Raw genomic sequence first — 21,392 nt, 5'->3', positions numbered from 1 at the left:
CCCGTAAACCTTCTCCTCCCGGGCGCAAGTCGGGCCGGGAGAGGTCGCCCCTGTGTTCCTGGGCGGCTGGCCTTCGGGGGTGCCGTTTCTTCGAGCGAAAGAGAGATCCGCGTGTACGCCATCGTGCGCAGCGGTGGTCGCCAGCACAAGGTTGCTGTCGGCGACATCGTTGAGGTTGACAAGATTTCCACCGCCAAGGTGGGCGACACGGTCGAGCTCTCGACCCTGCTCGTCGTCGACGGCGACTCCGTGACCAGCGACCCGTGGGTGCTGGCCGGCATCAAGGTCCAGGCCGAGGTCGTGGACCACCACAAGGGCCAGAAGATCGACATTCTGCGCTACAAGAACAAGACCGGCTACCGCCGTCGTCAGGGCCACCGCCAGCAGTACACGGCGATCAAGGTCACGTCGATTCCCGCGGCTGCGAAGTAAGGGACTGAGGAGAAATGGCACACAAGAAGGGCGCATCGTCCACCCGGAACGGTCGCGACTCCAATGCCCAGCGGCTCGGCGTGAAGCGCTTCGGCGGTCAGGTCGTCAACGCGGGTGAGATCCTGGTCCGCCAGCGCGGCACCCACTTCCACCCCGGCGCCGGTGTCGGCCGTGGCGGCGACGACACGCTGTTCGCCCTGCAGGCCGGTGCGGTCCAGTTCGGTACCCACCGTGGCCGCAAGGTCGTGAACATCGTTCCGGCTGCCTGAATCAGCTGATTCGGCACCGAACGCATTCGCGAGGCGGACCTCACTTCCCGTTCGGGAAGGCGGGTCCGCCTTTCGCGTGTTAACACAGGTACAACCCGCATCGTTTCTGGAGGCACCCCACCATGACCACCTTCGTGGACCGCGTCGAGCTGCACGTCGCCGCGGGTAACGGAGGTCACGGCTGTGCCTCCGTCCACCGCGAGAAGTTCAAGCCGCTCGGCGGCCCGGACGGCGGAAACGGCGGGCGTGGCGGTGACGTCATCCTGACCGTCGACCAGTCCGTGACGACGCTCCTCGACTACCACCACTCGCCGCACCGCAAGGCCACCAACGGCAAGCCCGGCGAGGGCGGCAACCGTTCCGGCAAGGACGGCCAGGACCTGATCCTGCCCGTGCCGGACGGCACGGTCGTCCTGGACAAGGCGGGCAACGTGCTCGCCGACCTGGTCGGCCACGGCACCTCGTACATCGCCGCCCAGGGCGGCCGGGGCGGGCTCGGCAACGCGGCGCTGGCCTCCGCCCGCCGCAAGGCGCCCGGCTTCGCGCTGCTCGGTGTGCCCGGCGACCTGCACGACATCGTCCTGGAGCTGAAGACCGTCGCCGACGTGGCCCTCGTGGGCTACCCGAGCGCCGGCAAGTCCTCTCTGATCTCGGTGCTGAGCGCGGCCAAGCCGAAGATCGCCGACTACCCGTTCACGACGCTCGTGCCGAACCTGGGCGTGGTGACGGCGGGTTCGACCGTCTACACCATCGCCGACGTGCCCGGGCTCATCCCCGGCGCCAGCCAGGGCAGGGGCCTCGGCCTCGAGTTCCTGCGGCACGTGGAGCGGTGCAGCGTGCTGGTGCACGTGCTGGACACCGCCACCCTGGAGTCCGACCGCGACCCGGTCTCCGACCTCGACATCATCGAGGAGGAGCTGCGACAGTACGGCGGCCTCGACAACCGGCCCCGGCTCGTCGTCCTGAACAAGGTCGACGTCCCCGACGGCAAGGACCTCGCCGAGATGGTCCGCCCCGACCTGGAGGCCCGCGGCTACCGCGTCTTCGAGGTGTCGGCGGTCGCCCACATCGGGCTGCGGGAGCTGTCGTTCGCGCTCGGCGACCTGGTCGGCAAGGCGCGTGCCGCCAAGCCGAAGGAGGAGGCCACGCGCATCGTCATCCGGCCCCAGGCCGTGGACGACGCGGGCTTCACCGTCACCCGTGAGGAGTCCGGCGGCGAGCCGCTGTTCCGGGTGCGGGGCGAGAAGCCGGAGCGCTGGGTCCGCCAGACCGACTTCAACAACGACGAGGCCGTCGGCTACCTCGCCGACCGCCTCAACCGCCTCGGGGTGGAAGAGCAGCTGATGAAGGCGGGTGCCCGGTCCGGCGACGGCGTGGCCATCGGTCCCGACGAGAACGCGGTCGTCTTCGACTGGGAGCCGTCGGTGATGGCCGGCGCGGAGATGCTGGGCCGTCGTGGCGAGGACCACCGTCTCGAAGCGCCCCGGCCCGCGGCCCAGCGCCGCCGGGACAAGGACGCGGAGCGGGACGACGCGCTGCGCGAGTACGACGACTTCGACCCGTTCGAGTAGCGGCCCCTCCGGGCCGGGCACGCGCCCGGCCCGGGCCGAGCGGCGCGCAGAGGATCCCGGTCCTCTGCGCGCCGCTTTCGTATGCCGCCGTACTCCTCGCCGGCCGGCTCCGCACCGCCGATGTGTCGTCAGGGGCCGTTTCGCGCACGGGTGTTGCCGTGTCGTCACGGGGCCTCTGCGCTGCCCGACGGGGTGTTCACCCGGGGCGTCACCTCCGGCCCGGTGGAGTGGGAACTGGCCGAGGACGAGCGGTTCCACCGGATCACCCGCCGCGGCCTCCCGGAGGGCCGTACGGCGGCACGAGGGCGAGGGGGAGTTGCGGACCTCGCGGAGTTCCTCCAGCAGGGCGTCGCATTCAGTCCTGTCTCAGGCAGAGGTCTTACCTTTCGTTCACCCGGGAAACGTAGAGTACGACCGCGTCGGAACGGCCACCACGGAAATTGCTTATGCGCTCCTTACAACCGCAGACCGGTTCGCCGATTAATCTCCGCCGCACGGCACGGAGCCACCGCGGCACCCGTCGGCAATGCGGGTGGCCGCCCGGCGCATTGTCGTGGAATTCATCTTCGGTATTGCCGGGTATTCCGGTACCGGTCCGGGCGGGTGACCGATTCGGTGCAGCCGGAACGCGCATATGGGAAGCCGTGTGCCGTGCGGCCCGGTGAGGTGACGGCAGTCGCGCGGGAATCCGCGGTGGCCGACGGCTGTTACCGACCGGTTCGATCAAGTGCCGTACGGGACAAGGATCTTGCCGGGAGCCGAAGCGAACCCGCTCCAGTGGCCCCGCCTTGCGCACAACGGACGCCGGACGTCGCCGGAGCAACCCCCGGGCGCACCCGTACGCCCGTGCCCGAAGCGGCAGATGGGACCGCTGAACGGCGTTCCAGGAAAGCCTGTGGACTTACTCACAGCAAATTCATGGAACTTGGAGCGGCCTGTCTCCAATCAGCTGGGGTAGCAGGTGAATGAGAGGTTGCGCGCACATATGAAGCGAAGGTCACTCATCTTGCACTGCGGTTACCGTAAGTGGGAGCCTTTCACGGTTCCCTGTCGTCCCGAGGTAGGTCATCTGTGTCACAGCACATAGCCAAGCCCCGTACCACCGCAGTGATCCTGGCCGGTGGCACCGGTCAGCGGGTCGGTCTGTCGATTCCCAAGCAGTTGCTGAAGATCGCCGGCAAGGCGGTCATCGAGCACACGCTGACCACTTTCGAGAACGCCGAGTCGATCGACGACGTCATCGTGCTGATGACGCCCGGTTATGTGCCGGACGTCGAGAAGATCGTGGCCAAGGCCGGTCTCACCAAGGTGAGAAGGGTCATCGAGGGCGGCTCCACCCGGAACGAGACCACGGAGCGCGCGATCGCGGCCCTCGGTGAGGGCCTGGCCGAGGGCGAGGACCGCAACGTCCTGTTCCACGACGCCGTACGCCCGCTGCTCTCGCAGCGCGTCATCGACGACTGCGTGGCGGCGCTGGAGCGGTACCAGGCCGTGGACGTGGCCATCCCGTCCGCGGACACCGTCATCGTCACCCGCACGCACGGCGAGGACGGCGAGTTCATCACCGAGATCCCGGACCGCTCCCGGCTGCGCCGCGGCCAGACCCCGCAGGCCTTCAAGCTGTCCACGATCCGGCACGCCTACGAGGCCGCCGCCGGCGACCCCAACTTCCAGGCCACGGACGACTGCTCCGTCGTGCTCAAGTACCTGCCGGACGTGCCGATCCACGTCGTCGCGGGCGACGAGTACAACATGAAGGTGACGCAGCCGGTCGACGTCTTCATCGCCGACAAGCTGTTCCAGCTCGGCACCACCGCCGCGCCCGAGCAGAACGGCGAGGAGGCGTACCGCGAACTGCTGGCCGGCCGGACCGTCGTCGTCTTCGGCGGCTCCTACGGCATCGGCAAGGACATCGCCGAACTCGCCGAAGCCCACGGCGCGAAGGTCTACGCCCTCGGCCGCTCCACGACCGGCACCCACGTGGAGAACCCGGAGGAGGTCGACGACGCGCTGTCCAAGGCGTACGCGGAGACCGGCCGGATCGACTACGTGGTCAACACCGCCGGCGTGCTGCGCATCGGCAAGCTCGCCGAGACCGACAACGCCACCATCGCGGAGGCGCTCCAGGTCAACTACCTGGCGCCGGTGCAGATCGCGCGCACCGCCTACAAGTACCTGGCGGAGAGCAAGGGCCAGCTGCTGCTCTACACCTCCAGCAGCTACACCCGCGGCCGCGCCGAGTACTCCCTGTACTCCTCCACCAAGGCCGCCATGGTGAACCTCACCCAGGCGCTGGCCGACGAGTGGGCCGGCGACGGCGTCCGGGTCAACTGCATCAACCCCGAGCGCACCGCGACCCCCATGCGCACCAAGGCGTTCGGCGAGGAGCCCGCAGGCTCGCTGCTCTCCTCCGAAGCGGTGGCCCGGACTTCTCTCGACGTGCTGCTGTCGGAGCTGACCGGCCATGTCATCGACGTCCGCCAGCAGGACCCCACCGCGGGTGCCGCCAAGGCCTCCGGCTTCGAGCAGGCGCTGGCCTCGGTGCTGGACCGCCAGGACGACATGTAGGACAACCGGACGACGGTGCGCGCTCTGTTGAATTCAGGCCTCTGCGGGTATCCGATCGCCGGGTATGCGCAGAGGCCTGAATCCGTACCCCGCGCAGCAGCCCGCACCGTAGGCGCACCACCGGAATTTCCCGGCATTTCCCGTCAGAACCGGCACTCTCCCCTCCCAGAGCAGGTTTCTCCGTGATATCCACCGCTATTCGCGTCGCCCGGGTGGGCAGCGCGTCCGAGCTGGCCGCGGCGGTCCTCGTGATGCTGGGCTTCCCGGCGCTCATGCTGGCCGCGCTGGTCCCGAGCGTTCCCGCCTTCGCGGCCGTGGCCGCAGTGACGTACCTGGCGGACCACTATCTGCACCACAAGGGCAGCTACCTGATCAACCGCCTCAGCAAGGTCCGGGCGGGTCTGTCCATCCGCTTCCTGATCCGGCAGCTGCTGCTGATCCTGCTGCTGGCCCGGCTGTCGCTCTCCACGCACCTGGTCTTCTACGGCGCGGTCGCCTGCTTCATCGCCTTCTACGGACTCCAGGCCCCGCACGGCGCACTGGTCACCCTGATCCGCAACCGCCGCCGGATGCCGGTCGCCACCCGCAACATCGACCTCAAGGCCCGCATCCGCATCCCCGACGCCCCGCCGCGCGGCCTGCTGCACCGCTCCGCCGAGAAGATCCTCCACCTCGACCTGTTCGCGGTCGCCGGCATCCTGCTCTCCGCCGAGCTGGGCTCCGCCGTCGCCGGTTTCGTCGGCATCGGCCTCACCGTGGGCCTCGGCTGTCTGTACGTCCTCGTGCTCGTGCCGTACGTGCGCGGCACGCGGATCCCGCCGAAGGCCGACGCCGTGCTCGCCGCCATGGGCGACTGGCTGACCGCCTACCGGCCCGAGACCGTCCTGTACTTCTCCGGCTCCAAGGACTCCGCGTACCAGGTCAACATGTGGCTGGAGACGATGGAGCGGCTGGACACCCGGCCGCTGATCATCCTGCGCGAGCGGGTCCTCCTGGCCGGCCTCGCACCCACCACGGTCCCCGTCGTCTGCGTGCCCGGAGGGGTGCACCTGATGAACCTGGACCTGTCGACCGTGCGGGTCGCCCTGTACGCGGCGAACGTCGGCAAGAACATCCACCTGCTGCGCGTGCCCACCATGAAGCACGTCTTCATCGGCCACGGCGACAGCGACAAGCTGGCCAGCGTCAACCCGTACAGCAAGGTCTACGACGAGGTGTGGACCGCCGGCCGCGCGGGCCGCGACCGCTACGCCATCGCCGACGTCGGCGTCCGCGACGAGGACATCGTCGAGGTCGGCCGGCCGCAGCTCGCGCCCATCATGACCCGGCGCGACCTGCCCGAGGGCGGCGTCCCCACGGTCCTGTACGCGCCCACCTGGGAGGGCTGGGACGGCAACCCCGGCAACACCTCGCTCGTGCTCGCCGGCGAGAACATCGTGAACCGGCTGATCGCGGCCGACCCGCCGGTCCGCGTCCTGTACAAGCCGCACCCCTTCACCGGCACCGTCAGCCCCGAGGCCGGTGCGGCCCACCGGCGGATCACCGCCCTGGTGGAGCAGGCCGCCGCCGAACGCGCCGCCGACCCCCGCTTCACCGCCGACGGCGACACCACGGAACGCGCCAAGGAGGAGCTGACCCGGATCGAGGCCCGGCTCGCCGAGCTGGCGGGCCCCGGCGGCGAGCGGGGCGACGAGGCCGAGGCCACCCGTGACGGCGTCGTCGACGTGCGCAGGCACGAGGAGACAGCCCGGCTGCGCGCCGAGTGGAACGACGCCTACTGGCGCTCCTTCCCGGCGTACGAGCACCGGGTCGTCACCGGCGCCGAGCCGCGCCTGTACGACTGCTTCAACGTCTCCGACGCGATGGTGTCCGACATCTCCTCGGTGGTCTCCGACTTCATCGCCAGCGGCAAGCCGTACGCCGTCACCGACTCCGCGGAACTGGGCGCCGACGAGTTCAGACGGCAGAACACGGCCGTCCGCGCCGCCACGATCCTCACCAACGCCGCGGACGGCCTGGGCACCCTGCTGGACGCCGTGCGCGACCCGGCCGGCGACCCGCTGGCGGGCGCCCGCGCGGAGCTGAAGCGCTACCTGCTGGGTCCGGACGAGCCCGCGTCGATCGACCGGTTCAACGGCGCGGTGGCCGATCTGGCCCTCAAGGCCGGCGCCCGCAACGTCGGCCAGGAGTCCCGGGCGGGCGCCGCGAACGCCGACCCCGCCGAGGCGGCCGAACTGACCAACGCGGTGCCGGGCCAGCGCTCCGCGTCGGCCGGTGACACGGACGGCGTGACCGCCGGCTGACCGCCCCCGCGCCCGGCGCCGGGCCCCGAGGAGCATTCCTTCGGGGCCCTCGTCATGTCCGGCCCCGACCGGGTCTTCCCTCGCTCTTAATCCGCCCTGAGCAACTCTTACCGCCGCTGCGTACCTTTCCGGTGAGCGTGCGCACGCCTGTGACCTGCGCCACTTGGCGCCCAGGGGGAAGCAACCGCGTCCTGCGGGTGTCCGTCTAACACGTTGATATTGAGGCGATACGGGGTGAATGTTCCGTGACTGGGGGGAAGAGTGAGCGCCGTGACGCAGCCTGACGTCAGCGTGATCATCGGGGCGTACGAAGCCATGCCGTACCTGGTGGAGTGCCTGGCGTCCGTCGAGGCGCAGACCATCGCCCCGGCACGCCTGGAGGTCATCGCCGTCGACGACGGCTCCACCGACGGCACGGGGGAGTGCCTGGAGGAGTTCGCGGCCCGCGCGGCCATGCCCGTCACCGTCGTCCGCCAGGACAACTCCGGCGGCCCGAGCGGCCCCCGCAACGTCGGCCTCGGCAAGGCGGCCGGACGCTACGTCTTCTTCCTCGACGCCGACGACCGGCTCGGCCCCGAGGCCCTGGAGCGCATGGTCGCCATGGCCGACGAGAACGGCACGGACGTCGTCCTCGGCCGCGTCGAGGGCGTCAACCGCACCGCGCCGAAGTCCATGTTCGGCAAGACCCTCGGCCGGACCGACGTCCACTCCTCCAACATCAAGTTCACGCTGAGCGCGCAGAAATTGTTCCGCCGCGAACTGCTGGAGAGACACGGCATGCGGTTCGACGAGTCGCTGTGGACCGGCGAGGACGCGCTGTTCACCCTGGAGGCGTACCTGCGCGCGGACGGCGTCTCCGTCCTCGCCGACTACACCTGCTACTACCTGGTCGGCCGCGAGGACGGCAAGCACGTGACGAAGACCGGCGGCTACACGCTCCGCTTCGACTCCGCGCGCGCCCTGATGAAGCTGATCGCCGACATGGTCCCGGCCGGCGACCGGCGCGACGCCCTCATGGTCCGGCCCTTCCTCATCACCCTGCTGCCGCAGTTCGGGCCCGCGTTCCTCAGCGACGACGAGGACGTCCGCCGGCACAAGTTCGAGCTGGCCGGGCCGCTGATGGACGCCCACTGGACGCCCGGCGTCGCCCGCCTGCTGAAGGTCCACGAACGGCTGCGGCTGCACCTGGTCGCCATGGGACGCTCCGAACTGCTGCTGGACGTCGTGCGGTTCGTCAAGGCCAAGAAGCAGGCCCCCGCCGTCCTGGAGAAGCGCGGCACCCGCCTGTACCTCATCTACCCGCACTTCCGCTCCCGGGCGGCCGGCGTCCCCGACGAGATCTACCTCGCCGAGGCCCGCGAGGCGCGCGCGTTCGAGGGCTACCGCGCGGCCGCCGCCAACACCTTCCTGCGCCGCGCCCTGCGCAAGGCGCGGCGGATGCTGCCGTCCGGGGGCTTCGGCGCGGCGGCCGCCTGAGCCGCTCCGCCCCCTGTCCGCGCACTGGACCGCCGCCCGGCCCGGCGGTCCCCTTCGCGTAGATTGATGCCACGCGCGAGGGAGTGGAGACAGCACGTGGCAAGGGCAAGACAGGCCGTGGGCGAGGCCCGCAGGATCGTCGTCAAGGTGGGCTCCTCGTCGCTGACCACCGCAGCGGGCGGCCTGGACGCCGACCGTGTCGACGCGCTCGTCGACGTCCTCGCCAAGAGCCGTGGCGGGGACGGCACCGCCCGCGGCGGCAACGGGGGAGAGCGGGAGATCGTCCTCGTCTCCTCCGGCGCCATCGCCGCCGGACTCGCCCCGCTGGGCCTGCGCCGCCGCCCCCGCGACCTCGCCCGCCAGCAGGCCGCCGCCAGCGTCGGGCAGGGCCTCCTCGTCGCCCGCTACACCGCGTCCTTCGCCCGCTACGGCGTCCGCGTCGGCCAAGTCCTGCTCACCTCCGACGACATGAGCCGCCGCGCCCACCACCGCAACGCCTCCCGCACCCTCGACAAGCTGCTCGCGATGGGCGCCTGCCCGATCGTCAACGAGAACGACACCGTCGCCACCGACGAGATCCGCTTCGGAGACAACGACCGTCTCGCCGCCCTCGTGGCCCACCTCGTCCACGCCGACCTGCTGGTCCTCCTCTCCGACGTCGACGGCGTCTACGACGGCGATCCGAGCAAGCCCGGCACCTCGCGGATAGCGCAGGTGCGCGGTCCCGAGGACCTCGCGGGCGTCGAGATCGGCAGTGCGGGCAGGGCGGGCGTCGGCACCGGCGGCATGGTCACCAAGGTGGAGGCCGCCCGCATCGCCGCCGCGGCCGGCATCCCGGTCGTGCTGACCAGCGCCGTCCACGCCGCCGAGGCGCTCGCCGGCGGCGACACCGGCACCTACTTCCACCCGGCGGGCAAGCGCTCCGCCGACCGGCTGCTGTGGCTCCAGCACGCCTCCACCCCGCAGGGGGCGCTGACCCTGGACGACGGCGCGGTGGACGCCGTCGTGAAGGGACGCAAGTCGTTGCTGCCCGCCGGAATCGCCGCCGTGGAGGGCGAGTTCACCGCCGGCGACCCCGTCGAACTGCGGGACGCGGCCGGCCGGCCCGTGGCCCGGGGACTCGTCAACTTCGACGCCAAGGAGATCCCCCGGCTGATCGGGCGTTCGACCCGCGAGCTGGCCCGCGAGCTCGGCCCGGCGTACGAACGCGAGGTCGTACACAGGGACGACCTGGTGCTCCTGCACGCGTGACACTCGCAAAACCGCTCGTAAACGGGAGACGAGGACGGCCCCCGGTGGGGGACGTTCCGTAAAACCGCCACGCGGAGCCCTGCGGCCTGCTCAACTTTGTCTCTGGGACATGTTGAAAGGACACGTTCCGTCAAGGGGTCGGGCGAGGCATGCGCGAAGGAGGCCGTCGTGAGACGAGTGCGCCCTGGGGCGGTGTCCCGCGGGGCTCTGACGAGCGTCGCGGCCGGGGACACCTACGAGGAGCCCAAGGACCTGCCCCGCCTGTGGCACGTCACCCTCAGCGTCTCCGGACAGAAGGTCCCCCTGCCGGACCTGCGGCGGGCCCTCGAGCAGCTCGCCCACGACCACCCCTTCCTGCTGACCAGCAGATACGCCACCGACCACGCCGAGATCCGGTACTGGGAGGAGGCCCGCGACCTGCACGACGCCGCCGCCGTCGCGCTGCGCCTGTGGGGCGAGCACCGGCAGAGCGCCGGACTGCCCTCCTGGGAGATCGTCGGCCTGGAGGTCATCGACCGCGAGACCTACCACCAGCGCATCGCCGAGGGCTACGGCCCCGCGCCGGCGGCGCCCGTCGGCGTGCACCCCTTCTGAGACCCCCGTGCCCGGACTCCCGGCGCGGGGGCCCCGGGGTCGGCCGGCTGTCCCTTTTGCGGCGTCTCGGGGTGTGGGACACCCGCTGAACGGCCCGGCGCCGCGCACTACCCTTCACCCCATGACCACGCTCTCGCCGTACGACTCGATGTCCCCGGTCACCCAGGCCGCCTACCGGGCCAAGGCCGCCGCCGCCGACCTCGCGCCGCTCCCGCGCGCCGAGAAGGACGACGCGCTGCTGGCCATCGCCGACGCCCTGGAGGTCCGGACCGCCGAGATCGTCGAGGCCAACGGCCGCGACGTGGCCAAGGCCCGGGAGAACGGCACGAGCGAGTCCGTCGTCGACCGGCTCACCCTCACCCCCGAGCGGGTCCGCGCCATCGCCTCCGACGTCCGCGACGTCGCGAAGCTGCCCGACCCGGTCGGCGAGATCGTCCGCGGCTCCACCCTCCCCAACGGCATCGACCTGCGCCAGGTCCGCGTGCCGCTCGGCGTCGTCGGCATCATCTACGAGGCCCGCCCAAACGTCACCGTCGACGCCGCCGCCCTCTGCCTGAAGTCCGGCAACGCCGTCCTGCTGCGCGGGTCCGCCTCCGCCTACGAGTCCAACACCGCCCTCGTCCGGGTCATCCGGGACGCCGTCGGCGGCGCCGGGCTCCCCGCCGACTCCGTCCAGCTCGTGCCCGGCGAGAGCCGCGAGTCCGTCCGGGAGCTGATGCGCGCCCGCGGCCTCGTCGACGTCCTCATCCCGCGCGGCGGCGCCTCCCTCATCCGGACCGTGGTCGCCGAGTCCGTCGTCCCGGTCATCGAGACCGGCACCGGCAACTGCCACGTCTACGTCGACGCCCACGCCGACATCGACATGGCCGTCGACATCCTGATCAACTCCAAGGCCCAGCGGGTCAGCGTCTGCAACGCCGCCGAGACCCTCCTGGTCCACCAGGACATCGCCGCCGAGTTCCTGCCGCGCGCCCTGGACGCCCTCGCCGAGGCCGGCGTCACCGTCCACGCCGACGAGCGCGTACTCGCCTACGGCAAGGACTCCAAGGCCACCGTGGTCGAGGCGACCCCGGAGGACTGGGAGACGGAGTACCTGTCGTACGACATCGCCGCCGCCGTCGTCGACTCGCTGGACAAGGCCGTCGAGCACATCCGGCTGTGGACCTCCGGGCACACCGAGGCGATCGTCACCACCTCCCAGCAGGCCGCCCGCCGCTTCACCCGACTGGTCGACTCCACCACGGTCGCCGTGAACGCCTCCACCCGGTTCACCGACGGCGGCCAGTTCGGCTTCGGCGCGGAGATCGGCATCTCCACCCAGAAGCTGCACGCCCGCGGCCCGATGGGCCTGCCGGAGCTGACCAGCACGAAGTACATCGTCACCGGCGACGGCCACGTCCGCCGCTGAGGTTCACCCGCTCGGCCGTACGTCCGGCAACGCCCGCGCACGGCCGAAAAAGGCGTCTCATCAGGCGGATGAATTTCCATACCGTCTGCCCAAATTGACCCCCCAGGTCTACTCTGGACCCGTGCCGGAGGACGTGGGGGGCACGCCGTTCCCTGACGGCTGGGAGCCCGACGACGACCACGACCACGGGGTGCCGGACGAAGAGTTCGCCTCCGTGGTCTTCGACGAGGCGTTCGTCCGGGCGGCCACGGTCCACGAGCCGACCGCCGTCGAGCGCCTCCTGGCCGCCGCACAGGCCCGGGCCGAGGCCTCCGAGGCGGAGGCGGCCCGCCGCGCCCACCTCGCCGCCGACCGCTTCGACGACGCCTACGGCCCCGACGACGCCGATCCCGGACATGATCCGGACGACGACGAGCTGGACGATTCCGACGTCCTCGGCGACCACCGCGGCCCCTTCGGCGCCTACGGCAAGCAGGTCCGCTGGCACCGCCCGGTGGCCTGGGTGCTCGCCGTGGTGATGGGCATCGGCATGGTCGCCCTGGCTTTCGCGGCGGTCTACCGGGGCGCCTCCTCGAACACCCGGGACCGGGTGCCCGCGCCCGCATCCACCGGCCTGGAACAGGGCAGCGCGGCCGCTCCCTCGGTCTCCGCCGACTACTCCCGGCCGACTACTCCCGGCCGGCCCGCGCTCCCCCTGAGCACAGCCGTCCGCCCCGGGTGAGAAACCGTCAGAAGTTGTCGTACGGCAGTGCGTTTACCCGAGGCCCCCGAGACCTACCCTGAAAGTATGGGCGGGCCTGGAGACCCACCGGAGGGGACACCCGAGGGCGGCCCCGGAGGTGCGGAGGACGAATACCGATCCGTCGTGTTCGACGAATCGTTCATCCGCGCTGCCCGCCTCCAGGAGTACTCCGCCGAGGAGCGGATGACCGACCACGCGCCCGCCGTACGCCGCCGTCCGCCCCTGCACCGGGGACTCGGCCGCCAGGCCCTGATCCTCGTCGTGCTGATCGCCGTCGCCTTCGGCACCGCCATCTACATGGGCGTCCGCCACCCCTACAGCTCCCCGCAGGCCCGGCGGCCCGTCGAGCCCCTGCGGATGACCGTCATCCCCCTCGCCCCGCAGGGCAAGGTGCCCGGCGCCGACGACGCCGAGACCCTCTACGGCCACAGCCGCGCCGCCCAGTTCGCGATCGGCGCCGAAGGCGTACCGCTGCCCGCCACGCACAGCACCGCCCACTTCTCGGACAGCCAGGTCGTCACCGCCCTCACCACCGCCAAGGACTACATCGTCCGCTCGTCCCTCTACCCCGAGGTCCTCACCGAGCGGGAGGTCAACCCCGCCCGGGCGCTCCTCGACCCCGACCAGCTCGACCAGTTCGACCAGAGCTTCGACCACCCGGCGGCGGACGGCCGGCACGCCCCCACCGGCTGGCTGGTCCGCATCGATCCCTCCCGGGCCCAGCTCGCCGGCGACCGGATCCGCGTCCAGGGCAGCCTCAACGTCACCGAGGCCGACTCGGCCACCCTCGAGGTCACCGCCGACCACACCTTCGTCTACGCCCTGCGGCCCACCGGAGCCGCCGACGCGCCCGTCTCCCTCTTCACGGTCCGCCGCGAGGTGACCTTCCGCTTCAGCCGCGACGACCTGCGCACTCACCAGGTCCAGCTCGTCACGTCGTACGTCCAGGCCGGCCCGCTGTCCTGCGCCGAGGACTCCAGCGCCTACCTGCACCCCCTGCTCGCCGGGCAGACGGCCAAGGCGGGCGGCCCCGCGGGCACCAACCCCTACGAGACGGACAACACCCCGGCCCTGTGCGGCACCCTGGCCACCCAGGCCGAGCCGGACGTGTGACCGGCCCGGACCGGCGTCCAGGGGGGCGTCGCCCTAGTCCTGGGGCGCGTCCTTCGGGCCCTCGCCCGACTGCGGCGGGCTGCGGAAGCCGTCGAAGCCCCGCCGGACCCGGCCGCCCAGGTCGCCCGCGCCGCCCGCGAGGTCCGAGACCAGCTTCATCAGCGGATCCTTGGAGCTCTTCACGTCGTCGGCGTAGCTCGCCGCGGACTCCCGGAAGGACTCCCGGGCGGAGGTGTCCTTGTCCTCGCTGCGGCGCGGGTAGTGACCGTCCATGATCCGCTGGTGGTCCCGGGACTCGGCCCACTTCTTCAGCTCGGCCGCCCGGATGGTGGCGAACGGGTGCGACCGCGGCAGCACGTTCAGGATCTTCAGCACGGAGTCGCGCAGATCGCCCCCGGCCTCGTACTCCTCGGCCTGCTCCAGGAACGCGTCCACGTTCATCTCGTGCAGGTGGTTGCCGCCCGCGAGCTTCATCAGGCCGCGCATCGAGGCCTTCACGTCCTGGCCGACCAGCAGACCCGCCCGGTCAGCGGACAGCTCCGACTTGCGGAACCACTCCCGCAGCGCCGTCACCAGCGCCATGACCGCGAGATTGCCCAGCGGGATCCAGGCGACCTTCAGCGCCAGCGTCGTCAGGAACAGCAGGATCGTGCGGTACACCGCGTGCCCGGACAGCGCGTGCCCCACCTCGTGCCCGACGACGGCCCGCATCTCCTCCTCGTCGAGGAGCTCGACGAGCCCGGTCGTGACCACGATGATCGGCTCGTCGAGACCGATGCACATCGCGTTCGGCTGCGGATCCTGCGCGACGTACATCGGCGGGACCTTCTCCAGGTCCAGGATGTAGCAGGCGTCCCGCAGCATGTCGTGCAGGTGCGCGAACTGCCGCTCGGAGACGCGCACCGAGTCCGACAGGAACAGCAGCCTGAGGCTCCGTTCCGGCAGCAGCCCGCTCAGCGCCTTGAAGACGGTGTCGAACCCGCTCAGCTTGCGCAGCGCGACCAGGGCCGACCGGTCGGCCGGGTGCTCGTAGGCACGCGAGGAGATCCCGGGGAACCGCTTGCGCTGCCGGCTCGGCACCCGCTCGTGCCCCGTGCCCTGCTGGCCGTCGTCGGACATGTCCATCCCCCATGCGTGTGAGTGCCCACTGTGCCCCCGAGGCAGGGCCCAGCCTAGGCGGAGATACCGTGGACGGGCAGTACAGCCGAAGGAGTCCCCCATGGAGCACCACCCCGCAGCCGCCCGGCTGACCGAGGCCGCCACGAGCGCCGTCCAGCAGCACGGGGCGGGGAATCTCCTCCGCGTCGTCATCGTCGTGATGTTCGTCGGCTGTGCACTGACCGCGTGGTTCCTGCTGCGCGGCTACAAGCGGAAGGACGACTGACGGACGGCGAAGGTTCCCCGCCGGCGGACGCGGACGCTCCCGCCGACGGCACCCGGCACGCCACCGCCCGTTCCCAACGGCGGAGTCGGCGTGATCGCCGCGAGCCCGCCCGCTTACGATGAGCCGACATCTTTATCCCGCCCACACGGTTAGGTCCTGCCGAAGATGAGCCTCCACCACACCGCAGCCCAGTTGGTCACCCTCGCCGCAGAGGGCGGGGAGCACGGCGGAAACCACGACAGCCTCAACCCCGCCCTCACCGGCGGCGGTGCCCTGTTCATCCTGCTCCTGCTGCTGTGGATCACCACCCGCTTCAACCGCGACCGCTGAGCAGGGAGCCGGTCCCCGGCCGGACCTCGGAGACCGGGCCGGTAGGGTCTGCACGCATGGGAGAGCAGGACATGCCTACCGGTCCGGCACACGAGAGCGCCGACGACGCGGTGAAGCACCCACAGCACCGGCCGGGCAACGGCCCCGCCCACCCGGGCAAGCGACGCCTGGGCGTCATGGGCGGAACGTTCGACCCGATCCACCACGGGCACCTCGTGGCGGCCAGCGAGGTCGCCGCGCAGTTCCAGCTGGACGAGGTCGTCTTCGTACCCACCGGCCAGCCGTGGCAGAAGTCCCACCGCTCGGTGTCCCCGCCCGAGGACCGCTACCTGATGACGGTCATCGCGACCGCCGAGAACCCCCAGTTCTCCGTCAGCCGCATCGACCTCGACCGCGGCGGCCCCACCTACACCGTGGACACCCTGAGGGACCTGCGCGCCCTCAACCCCGACACCGACCTGTTCTTCATCACCGGCGCCGACGCGCTCGGCCAGATCCTCACCTGGCGCGACTCGGAGGAACTGTTCTCCCTCGCCCACTTCATCGGCGTCACCCGCCCCGGCCACCACCTGGCCGACCCGGGCCTGCCGGAGGGCGGCGTCTCCCTCGTGGAGGTGCCGGCGCTCGCCATCTCCTCCACGGACTGCCGGGCGAGAGTCGCCAAGGGAGACCCCATCTGGTACATGGTGCCGGACGGAGTCGTGCGCTACATCGACAAGCGCGAGCTGTACCGCGGCGAGTGAGCCGAGAGGGGCACCGGTGAACGACCGATACGACGCGGGTGAGGCCGGCCACGGCGCCGGCCCGTACGAACTCGTCGGCTACGACGAGTACGGGCAGCCCGTGTACCGGCAGGTCCCGGCGCAGCAGACGCCGCGGACGGCCTACGACCCGTACGCCCAGCAGCAGGGCTACGGCTACGACCCGTACGCCACCGGCCAGCAGCCGCCGGCTTCCTCCTACGGCCCCGACCACGGCGCGGGCCGGCAGCAGGCCGCCCACGACCCCTACGGCACCCCGGCCGGGTACGACCCGTACGGCACCGGCTCGCACGGCACCGCTGCCTACGACCCCTACGGGCAGACGGCGAGCAGCGGGCAGCAGCCCCGGGTCGCCGAGCAGACCGCCCACATCCCGCAGCAGGCCGGCCCGGCGGAGGACACCCACTCCCCGGCGGGAGTCGACCACCGGGCCGGGACGGACGAACCCGACTACCGCACCGAGCAGTTCGCGTTCGTGGAGGAGCCGACCGGCGACTCCGAGGACGTCATCGACTGGCTGAAGTTCACCGAGAACCGGACCGAACGCCGCGAGGAGGCCCGCCGCCGCGCCCGCGGCCGGATAGTCGCCCTGCTCGTCGTCCTCGCCGTGTTCGCCGCCGGCGGCGTCGGCTACCTCTGGTACGCCGGCAAGCTGCCCGGCCTGTCCTCCTCCGACGGGAAGACCGGCACGGCCACGCCCACCGCCGCCCAGAAACGCGACGTGATCGTCGTCCACCTGCACAACACCGGCAAGCGCGGCACCTCCACGGTCCTGCTCGTGGACAACACCACCACGAAACGGGGCACCACCGTCCTGCTGCCCAACTCCCTCGCGCTGAGCGGCGACGACGGCTCCACCACCACCCTCGCCAAGTCGGTCGACGCCGACGGCTCCTCCGGCACCCGCGACCAGCTCGACACCGTCCTCGGCACCGACATCCAGGGCAGCTGGCGCCTCGACACCCCGTACCTGCAGAACCTCGTCGACCTGGTCGGGAACATCGAGATCGACACCGACACCGACGTGCCCGACCCGGACGCCAAGAAGAAGGGCGGCGAGCCCCTGGTGCACAAGGGCTCCGACCAGACCCTCAGCGGCAAGATGGCCGTCGCCTACGCCACCCACCGCGGCGCCGGCGAGTCCCAGACCGCCCAGCTGGAGCGGTTCGGCCAGGTCATGCAGGGCGTCCTGCGCAAGATGTCCTCCGAGCCCTCCTCGGCCACCGTGACCGTGCAGACCCTCGCCCAGATCCTCGACCCGCCGCTCACCGACAAGGACCTCGGCACCTTCCTGGCCAGGCTCGCCGACCTCGCCAAGAGCGGCGACTACCGGACCGCCCTGCTGCCCGTGCAGCCGGACGGCACGCTGAGCGCCCAAACAGGCGACAGCGTGGTCAAGGGCATCCTCGGCGGCACCGCGAAGAGCCCCGGCGCGGGCTCCGCGGTCCGGGTCTCCGTCCAGAACGCCACCGGCGTGAAGGACGACAGCGGCAAGGCGCGCGTGGCGCTCCTGAACGGCGGCTTCACCTTCCTGGAGGGCGGCACCGCCGACGGCACCCGGCCCGTCTCGAAGGTGACCTACGCGGACGCCTCCCACAAGGCGGACGCCACCGAGGTCGCCAAGACCCTGGGCCTGCCCGCGGGCTCCGTGGCCAAGGGAACCGTCTCCTCCGGGGCCGACGTCTCGGTCGTCCTCGGCGCCGACTACGCCCCCGCCGCCTCCTGACGGCGGCCCGGGCACCCCGCGCCGCCGTAATCGCGTGGGGTGCCCAGGGCGGTCCGTGAGACCCTTGAGGTCTAACGACCGCCGACGGAAAGCCACGCAGTGACCGCCACCGACCGTTCCCTTGAGCTCATCCACACCGCCGCGCAGGCGGCGGCCGACAAGCTCGCCCATGACGTCATCGCCTACGACGTGAGCGACGTGCTGTCGATCACCGACGCCTTCCTGCTGGCCTCCGCGCCCAACGACCGCCAGGTCAGGGCCATCGTCGACGAGATCGAGGAGCGCCTCCAGAAGGAGCTCGGCGCCAAGCCGGTCCGCCGCGAGGGCGACCGCGAGTCCCGCTGGATCCTGCTCGACTACGTCGACATCGTCGTCCACGTCCAGCACAGCGAGGAGCGCGTCTTCTACGCCCTGGAGCGGCTGTGGAAGGACTGCCCCGAGCTGGACCTGCCCGCCGACGCCGCGGCCACCCGCGGCAAGGCCGAGGAGCACGCCAAGCTCCAGGCCACCGAGGGCGAGCAGGAGCCGGGCGGGGAGTGGTGATGAGCGCCACCGGTGAGGTGACCGACCGCAAGGGCCGCGGCCGCCGCGTCATCCTGTGGCGGCACGGCCAGACCTCGTGGAACGTCGAGCGCCGCTTCCAGGGCAGCACGGACGTCGAGCTGACCGAGACGGGCATCGGCCAGGCCCGCCGCGCGGCCCGGCTGCTCGCCTCCCTGGGGCCCGACGCGATCGTCGCCTCGGACCTCAGGCGGGCCGCGGACACGGCCGCCGAGCTGGCCGCCCTCACCGATCTCGACATCACCCGCGAGGAGGGCCTGCGGGAGACCTACGCGGGCGTCTGGCAGGGGCTGACGCACGACGAGATCATCGCCCGGTACGGCGAGGAGTACGCCGCCTGGAAGCGCGGCGAGCCGGTCCGCCGCGGCGGCGGCGAGCTGGAGACCGAGGTCGCCGACCGCGCCGCCCCCGTCGTGCTCCGGCACGCCGAGAAGCTGCCCGAGGACGGCACCCTCGTGGTCGTCAGTCACGGCGGCACCATCCGCACCACCATCGGTCGGCTCCTCGGTCTGGAGCCCCGGCACTGGGAGAGCCTGGGCGGCCTCTCCAACTGCTGCTGGTCCGTGCTCGGGGAGGGCGCCCGCGGCTGGCGCCTGCTGGAGCACAACGCGGGCACCCTCCCGGAGCCCGTCCTCGGCGACGACGACTGAGCGTCCCCCGGCCCCGGCACCCCGGATTTCACTTTCCGGCTGGTCACAGGCTAAAGTTCTTCTTGTTCGCCCCGCCGGGCGGGAAGAACGCAAGGGGCTATAGCTCAGTTGGTAGAGCGCCTGCATGGCATGCAGGAGGTCAGGAGTTCAATTCTCCTTAGCTCCACAGATCGACACTCCACGGAGTGAGCGAAGATCGGTGACGAAGATCCCGTCCCCCTCGGGGGGCGGGATCTTCTGTCTTCCGCGACGGACTGCGGCACACTGGTTCCCACGCGCTTGAGTCACCGGAGCCCCGCGGGCGTATACCTCTGCGGAGGCGTTCTCGGTGGGTGCTCGGGCGGCGGGCGCCGTGTCCGGACTGGTACTGAGGCGTCGCTGACCGTATTGGTCCGGCCGTGGCAGAATCAAACGGCCGGAAGGGGGCGCGGCCCGACGGGAGGGAGTAGCGATGCCTGCGAGCATCCTTGAGGAGGTCGGCCACCTCCTCGGCGCGGCGTTGATACGGAACACGGCGACGCGGCTCAGCTGCCCTTCCTGCGGTTCCGCGCATGTGGCCCAGGTCCTCGGCGACAACGGCGGCATCTCCTACGTGTGCACGGCCTGCGGCCACAGCTGGAGCTGATCGATGGGTGCACACAGGCGAAAGTGCGACTGGTGCGGCAGCGGTACGCCGATCGTCCGTGACATGGAGCCGATCAATCCCGACTACCAGTACTGGTGCGAGGAATGCGCCCGGGCGCTGATCATAAAAGGCGACCCGATCGAGACGTATCGGGAATTGGAGGGCGAGCCGATCTACGGCCGTCTCCTCGAGGAGCACTGCACCCTCAAGCGGTTCTATTCGTTCGTCACGGCCTGACGCGGCACCGCGCGGGAGCGGGGCCGCGGCGACGCCGTCCACGCCAGGGCGAGAAAGAGCGCACCGGCCGCCGCGTACAGCGCCGAGAGAGCCAACTCCAAGCCTCCCTGGTGCAGTTCGGGTCGGCCCGTGCCATGGGGCACCCACCAGGGCACGTACGAGCAGAAGACCAGCAGCACGCCCACGGCCGGCGCCCTGCGGCCGCGTGTCCACAGCAGCAGGACCAGTGGCACGCACCACACCCAGTGGTGGGTCCAGGACACCGGACTCACCAGCAGCGCCGTGACCGCGCAGGCGCACACCGCCCAGGCCCGCCGGCCGCGCAACTCCGCCGCGACCGCCACCGCGAGGCCCAGGGCGGCCGCCACGGCCGCCGACGCGGTCCACAGGCCCCCCGGGTCGGGTGTGTGCAGCAGGCGGGCCAGAACGCCGCGCAGGGCCTGGTTGGCGGTCTCCTCCGGGTGGCCGACCCGGCTCGCGCGGAAGACGGCGTCCGTCCAGAACCGCCAGGAGTCGTACGGCAGGACGGCCGCCGTCAGCGCCGTCGCCCCGGCGAACGCGACGGCCGCCCCGCGCGCGTGCCGCAGCCAGGGCCCACCGTCCCGGCCGCCCAACCGGGCCACGACGCCCGCGGCGAGCAGGAACACCGGGAACAGCGCGGGCGTCAGCTTCACCGCGGCGGCCAGTCCCAGGCCCGCCCCGGCCCAGCGGTCGGAGCCTCCGACCGGGCGGCGTGACAGGTCCCACAGCACCAGGACGGCCAGCAGCAGATTGACCTGGCCGTAGCGCAGGGTCGTCCACACCGGCTCGCACCACACGGCCGACGCCGCCACCCACCAGACGGTCTCCACGCGCGCGTGCCCGACGAGTCTCAGCGACAGCCGTACGAACACCACGAGCAGGACGAGGTTCGCCGCCGTCGCCAGCGCGCGCAGCGGCGCGGTGTCCAGCAGCGTCAGCGGGGTGAACAGCAGGGCCGCGAAGGGCGGGTAGGTGGTGGGCAGATGCGCGGCCGTGGCGCGCAGCGCGTAGAGGTCGCCGCCCGCGCGCACGGTGGCGCCCTCGGCCCGGTAGACCATCAGGTCGATCATCGACACGTGCGCGGCGTGCTGCGCGGCCCAGAACACCGCGAAGGACACGAGGCACACGGCCGGCGCAACCGGCACCCGGCGCCGGGCCGCTGACGGCACGATCAAGGTCACGAAAGCCGACATTAGCGGCTGTACCGGAGCGAACCCGAAACCGATTTGGTGCTGCGTCCGCGGCCCTGTAATGTTTACGACGTCGCCGGGGGAACCGGGCGAAACAGCAGAATACGGGGCTATAGCTCAGTTGGTAGAGCGCCTGCATGGCATGCAGGAGGTCAGGAGTTCAATTCTCCTTAGCTCCAC

At 71.3% G+C, this 21,392-nt stretch carries 21 protein-coding genes and 2 tRNA genes; 21 read left to right on the top strand and 2 right to left on the bottom strand.

The genetic code is table 11. The features are described from left to right. Positions 1–111 precede the first annotated feature (111 nt). The 11 genes from rplU (at position 112) to ACF08B_RS10320 (ending at position 13,727) form a co-directional block, all read left to right on the top strand. On the top strand, positions 112–432 hold the full coding sequence (rplU, locus tag ACF08B_RS10370; protein WP_030653874.1) for a 50S ribosomal protein L21: 321 nt from the start codon (positions 112–114) through the stop codon (positions 430–432). Between the two features lie 14 nt (positions 433–446). After that, positions 447–701 (top strand): 50S ribosomal protein L27, encoded by a 255-nt coding sequence (gene rpmA, locus ACF08B_RS10365; RefSeq protein ID WP_093477705.1) that lies wholly within the window; start codon positions 447–449, stop codon positions 699–701. Between the two features lie 122 nt (positions 702–823). Continuing rightward, positions 824–2,272 carry a GTPase ObgE gene (gene obgE, locus ACF08B_RS10360; RefSeq protein ID WP_392162295.1) on the top strand — a complete coding sequence of 483 codons (1,449 nt, stop codon included), beginning with the start codon at positions 824–826 and terminating at the stop codon, positions 2,270–2,272. Between the two features lie 1,071 nt (positions 2,273–3,343). Beyond that, positions 3,344–4,840, top strand: a complete 1,497-nt coding sequence (locus ACF08B_RS10355) for a D-ribitol-5-phosphate cytidylyltransferase (protein ID WP_392316958.1) — start codon at positions 3,344–3,346, stop codon at positions 4,838–4,840. Between the two features lie 212 nt (positions 4,841–5,052). Next, entirely contained in the window at positions 5,053–7,143 is a 2,091-nt protein-coding gene (locus tag ACF08B_RS10350; protein ID WP_392317283.1) for a hypothetical protein, read from the top strand. A gap of 315 nt (positions 7,144–7,458) precedes the next feature. Continuing rightward, positions 7,459–8,619: a glycosyltransferase family 2 protein gene (locus ACF08B_RS10345; RefSeq protein ID WP_392317282.1), complete on the top strand. Its 1,161-nt coding sequence runs from the start codon at positions 7,459–7,461 to the stop codon at positions 8,617–8,619. A 117-nt stretch (positions 8,620–8,736) separates the two neighbouring features. Then, positions 8,737–9,870 carry a glutamate 5-kinase gene (proB, locus tag ACF08B_RS10340; RefSeq protein WP_392317281.1) on the top strand — a complete coding sequence of 378 codons (1,134 nt, stop codon included), beginning with the start codon at positions 8,737–8,739 and terminating at the stop codon, positions 9,868–9,870. 168 nt (positions 9,871–10,038) lie between these two features. Further along, a complete protein-coding gene (locus ACF08B_RS10335; protein ID WP_392316957.1) occupies positions 10,039–10,464 on the top strand; it encodes a hypothetical protein in 426 nt (141 codons plus the stop codon). 121 nt (positions 10,465–10,585) lie between these two features. Then, entirely contained in the window at positions 10,586–11,872 is a 1,287-nt protein-coding gene (locus ACF08B_RS10330; protein ID WP_392316956.1) for a glutamate-5-semialdehyde dehydrogenase, read from the top strand. Between the two features lie 94 nt (positions 11,873–11,966). Continuing rightward, entirely contained in the window at positions 11,967–12,593 is a 627-nt protein-coding gene (locus ACF08B_RS10325; protein ID WP_392316955.1) for a hypothetical protein, read from the top strand. Positions 12,594–12,659: 66 nt separating this feature from the next. After that, complete coding sequence (locus ACF08B_RS10320) at positions 12,660–13,727, top strand: hypothetical protein (RefSeq protein WP_392316954.1); 1,068 nt, start codon at positions 12,660–12,662, stop codon at positions 13,725–13,727. 33 nt (positions 13,728–13,760) lie between these two features. Here ACF08B_RS10320 and ACF08B_RS10315 read toward each other — a convergent pair whose 3' ends face one another. Further along, entirely contained in the window at positions 13,761–14,846 is a 1,086-nt protein-coding gene (locus ACF08B_RS10315) for a M48 family metallopeptidase (protein WP_392316953.1), read from the bottom strand. A 100-nt stretch (positions 14,847–14,946) separates the two neighbouring features. Here ACF08B_RS10315 and ACF08B_RS10310 point away from each other — a divergent pair, with 100 nt between their 5' ends. The 9 genes from ACF08B_RS10310 (at position 14,947) to ACF08B_RS10270 (ending at position 20,001) form a co-directional block, all read left to right on the top strand. Then, a complete protein-coding gene (locus ACF08B_RS10310; protein WP_392316952.1) occupies positions 14,947–15,111 on the top strand; it encodes a hypothetical protein in 165 nt (54 codons plus the stop codon). A 165-nt stretch (positions 15,112–15,276) separates the two neighbouring features. After that, complete coding sequence (locus ACF08B_RS10305; protein WP_392162285.1) at positions 15,277–15,441, top strand: hypothetical protein; 165 nt, start codon at positions 15,277–15,279, stop codon at positions 15,439–15,441. Between the two features lie 56 nt (positions 15,442–15,497). Then, positions 15,498–16,184, top strand: coding sequence for a nicotinate-nucleotide adenylyltransferase (gene nadD, locus ACF08B_RS10300; protein WP_093477721.1), 687 nt, complete (start codon positions 15,498–15,500; stop codon positions 16,182–16,184). A 16-nt stretch (positions 16,185–16,200) separates the two neighbouring features. Beyond that, the gene (locus ACF08B_RS10295; RefSeq protein ID WP_392316951.1) at positions 16,201–17,928 is read left to right on the top strand and encodes an LCP family protein; all 1,728 of its coding nucleotides are present in this window, start codon (positions 16,201–16,203) and stop codon (positions 17,926–17,928) included. A gap of 99 nt (positions 17,929–18,027) precedes the next feature. After that, positions 18,028–18,471, top strand: coding sequence for a ribosome silencing factor (gene rsfS, locus ACF08B_RS10290; RefSeq protein ID WP_392316950.1), 444 nt, complete (start codon positions 18,028–18,030; stop codon positions 18,469–18,471). Continuing rightward, on the top strand, positions 18,471–19,139 hold the full coding sequence (locus tag ACF08B_RS10285) for a histidine phosphatase family protein (RefSeq protein ID WP_392316949.1): 669 nt from the start codon (positions 18,471–18,473) through the stop codon (positions 19,137–19,139). Before rsfS ends, ACF08B_RS10285 begins: the two co-directional genes overlap by 1 nt. A 93-nt stretch (positions 19,140–19,232) precedes the next feature. Then, positions 19,233–19,305 (top strand) — tRNA-Ala (locus ACF08B_RS10280). Between the two features lie 285 nt (positions 19,306–19,590). After that, a complete protein-coding gene (locus ACF08B_RS10275) occupies positions 19,591–19,764 on the top strand; it encodes a hypothetical protein (protein ID WP_101376964.1) in 174 nt (57 codons plus the stop codon). 3 nt (positions 19,765–19,767) lie between these two features. Then, on the top strand, positions 19,768–20,001 hold the full coding sequence (locus ACF08B_RS10270; protein ID WP_006136074.1) for a hypothetical protein: 234 nt from the start codon (positions 19,768–19,770) through the stop codon (positions 19,999–20,001). On the opposite strand, the gene ACF08B_RS10265 is transcribed toward ACF08B_RS10270, so the two are convergent. Further along, the gene (locus ACF08B_RS10265; RefSeq protein ID WP_392316948.1) at positions 19,980–21,203 is read right to left on the bottom strand and encodes a glycosyltransferase 87 family protein; all 1,224 of its coding nucleotides are present in this window, start codon (positions 21,201–21,203) and stop codon (positions 19,980–19,982) included. The two genes, ACF08B_RS10270 and ACF08B_RS10265, sit on opposite strands and share 22 nt — an antisense overlap. A gap of 115 nt (positions 21,204–21,318) precedes the next feature. Here ACF08B_RS10265 and ACF08B_RS10260 point away from each other — a divergent pair. Then, positions 21,319–21,391, top strand: a tRNA-Ala gene (locus ACF08B_RS10260). Position 21,392 lies beyond the last annotated feature (1 nt).

It is taken from the genome of Streptomyces sp. NPDC015139 (assembly GCF_043079785.1).
Classification (GTDB): domain Bacteria; phylum Actinomycetota; class Actinomycetes; order Streptomycetales; family Streptomycetaceae; genus Streptomyces; species Streptomyces albidocamelliae.
The sequence above is the reverse complement of the archived record's forward strand: the minus strand, read 5'-3'. Positions and strand labels throughout refer to the sequence as shown.

Coding starts and splice junctions, on each gene's coding strand:
- ACF08B_RS10320 (WP_392316954.1), top strand. CDS start 12,660: ATGGGCGGGCCTGGAGACCCACCGGAGGGGACACCCGAGGGCGGCCCC.
- ACF08B_RS10330 (WP_392316956.1), top strand. CDS start 10,586: ATGACCACGCTCTCGCCGTACGACTCGATGTCCCCGGTCACCCAGGCC.
- ACF08B_RS10305 (WP_392162285.1), top strand. CDS start 15,277: ATGAGCCTCCACCACACCGCAGCCCAGTTGGTCACCCTCGCCGCAGAG.
- ACF08B_RS10275 (WP_101376964.1), top strand. CDS start 19,591: ATGCCTGCGAGCATCCTTGAGGAGGTCGGCCACCTCCTCGGCGCGGCG.
- nadD (WP_093477721.1), top strand. CDS start 15,498: ATGGGAGAGCAGGACATGCCTACCGGTCCGGCACACGAGAGCGCCGAC.
- ACF08B_RS10285 (WP_392316949.1), top strand. CDS start 18,471: ATGAGCGCCACCGGTGAGGTGACCGACCGCAAGGGCCGCGGCCGCCGC.
- rpmA (WP_093477705.1), top strand. CDS start 447: ATGGCACACAAGAAGGGCGCATCGTCCACCCGGAACGGTCGCGACTCC.
- ACF08B_RS10270 (WP_006136074.1), top strand. CDS start 19,768: ATGGGTGCACACAGGCGAAAGTGCGACTGGTGCGGCAGCGGTACGCCG.
- ACF08B_RS10345 (WP_392317282.1), top strand. CDS start 7,459: ATGCCGTACCTGGTGGAGTGCCTGGCGTCCGTCGAGGCGCAGACCATC.
- obgE (WP_392162295.1), top strand. CDS start 824: ATGACCACCTTCGTGGACCGCGTCGAGCTGCACGTCGCCGCGGGTAAC.
- ACF08B_RS10310 (WP_392316952.1), top strand. CDS start 14,947: ATGGAGCACCACCCCGCAGCCGCCCGGCTGACCGAGGCCGCCACGAGC.
- ACF08B_RS10315 (WP_392316953.1), bottom strand. CDS start 14,846: ATGTCCGACGACGGCCAGCAGGGCACGGGGCACGAGCGGGTGCCGAGC.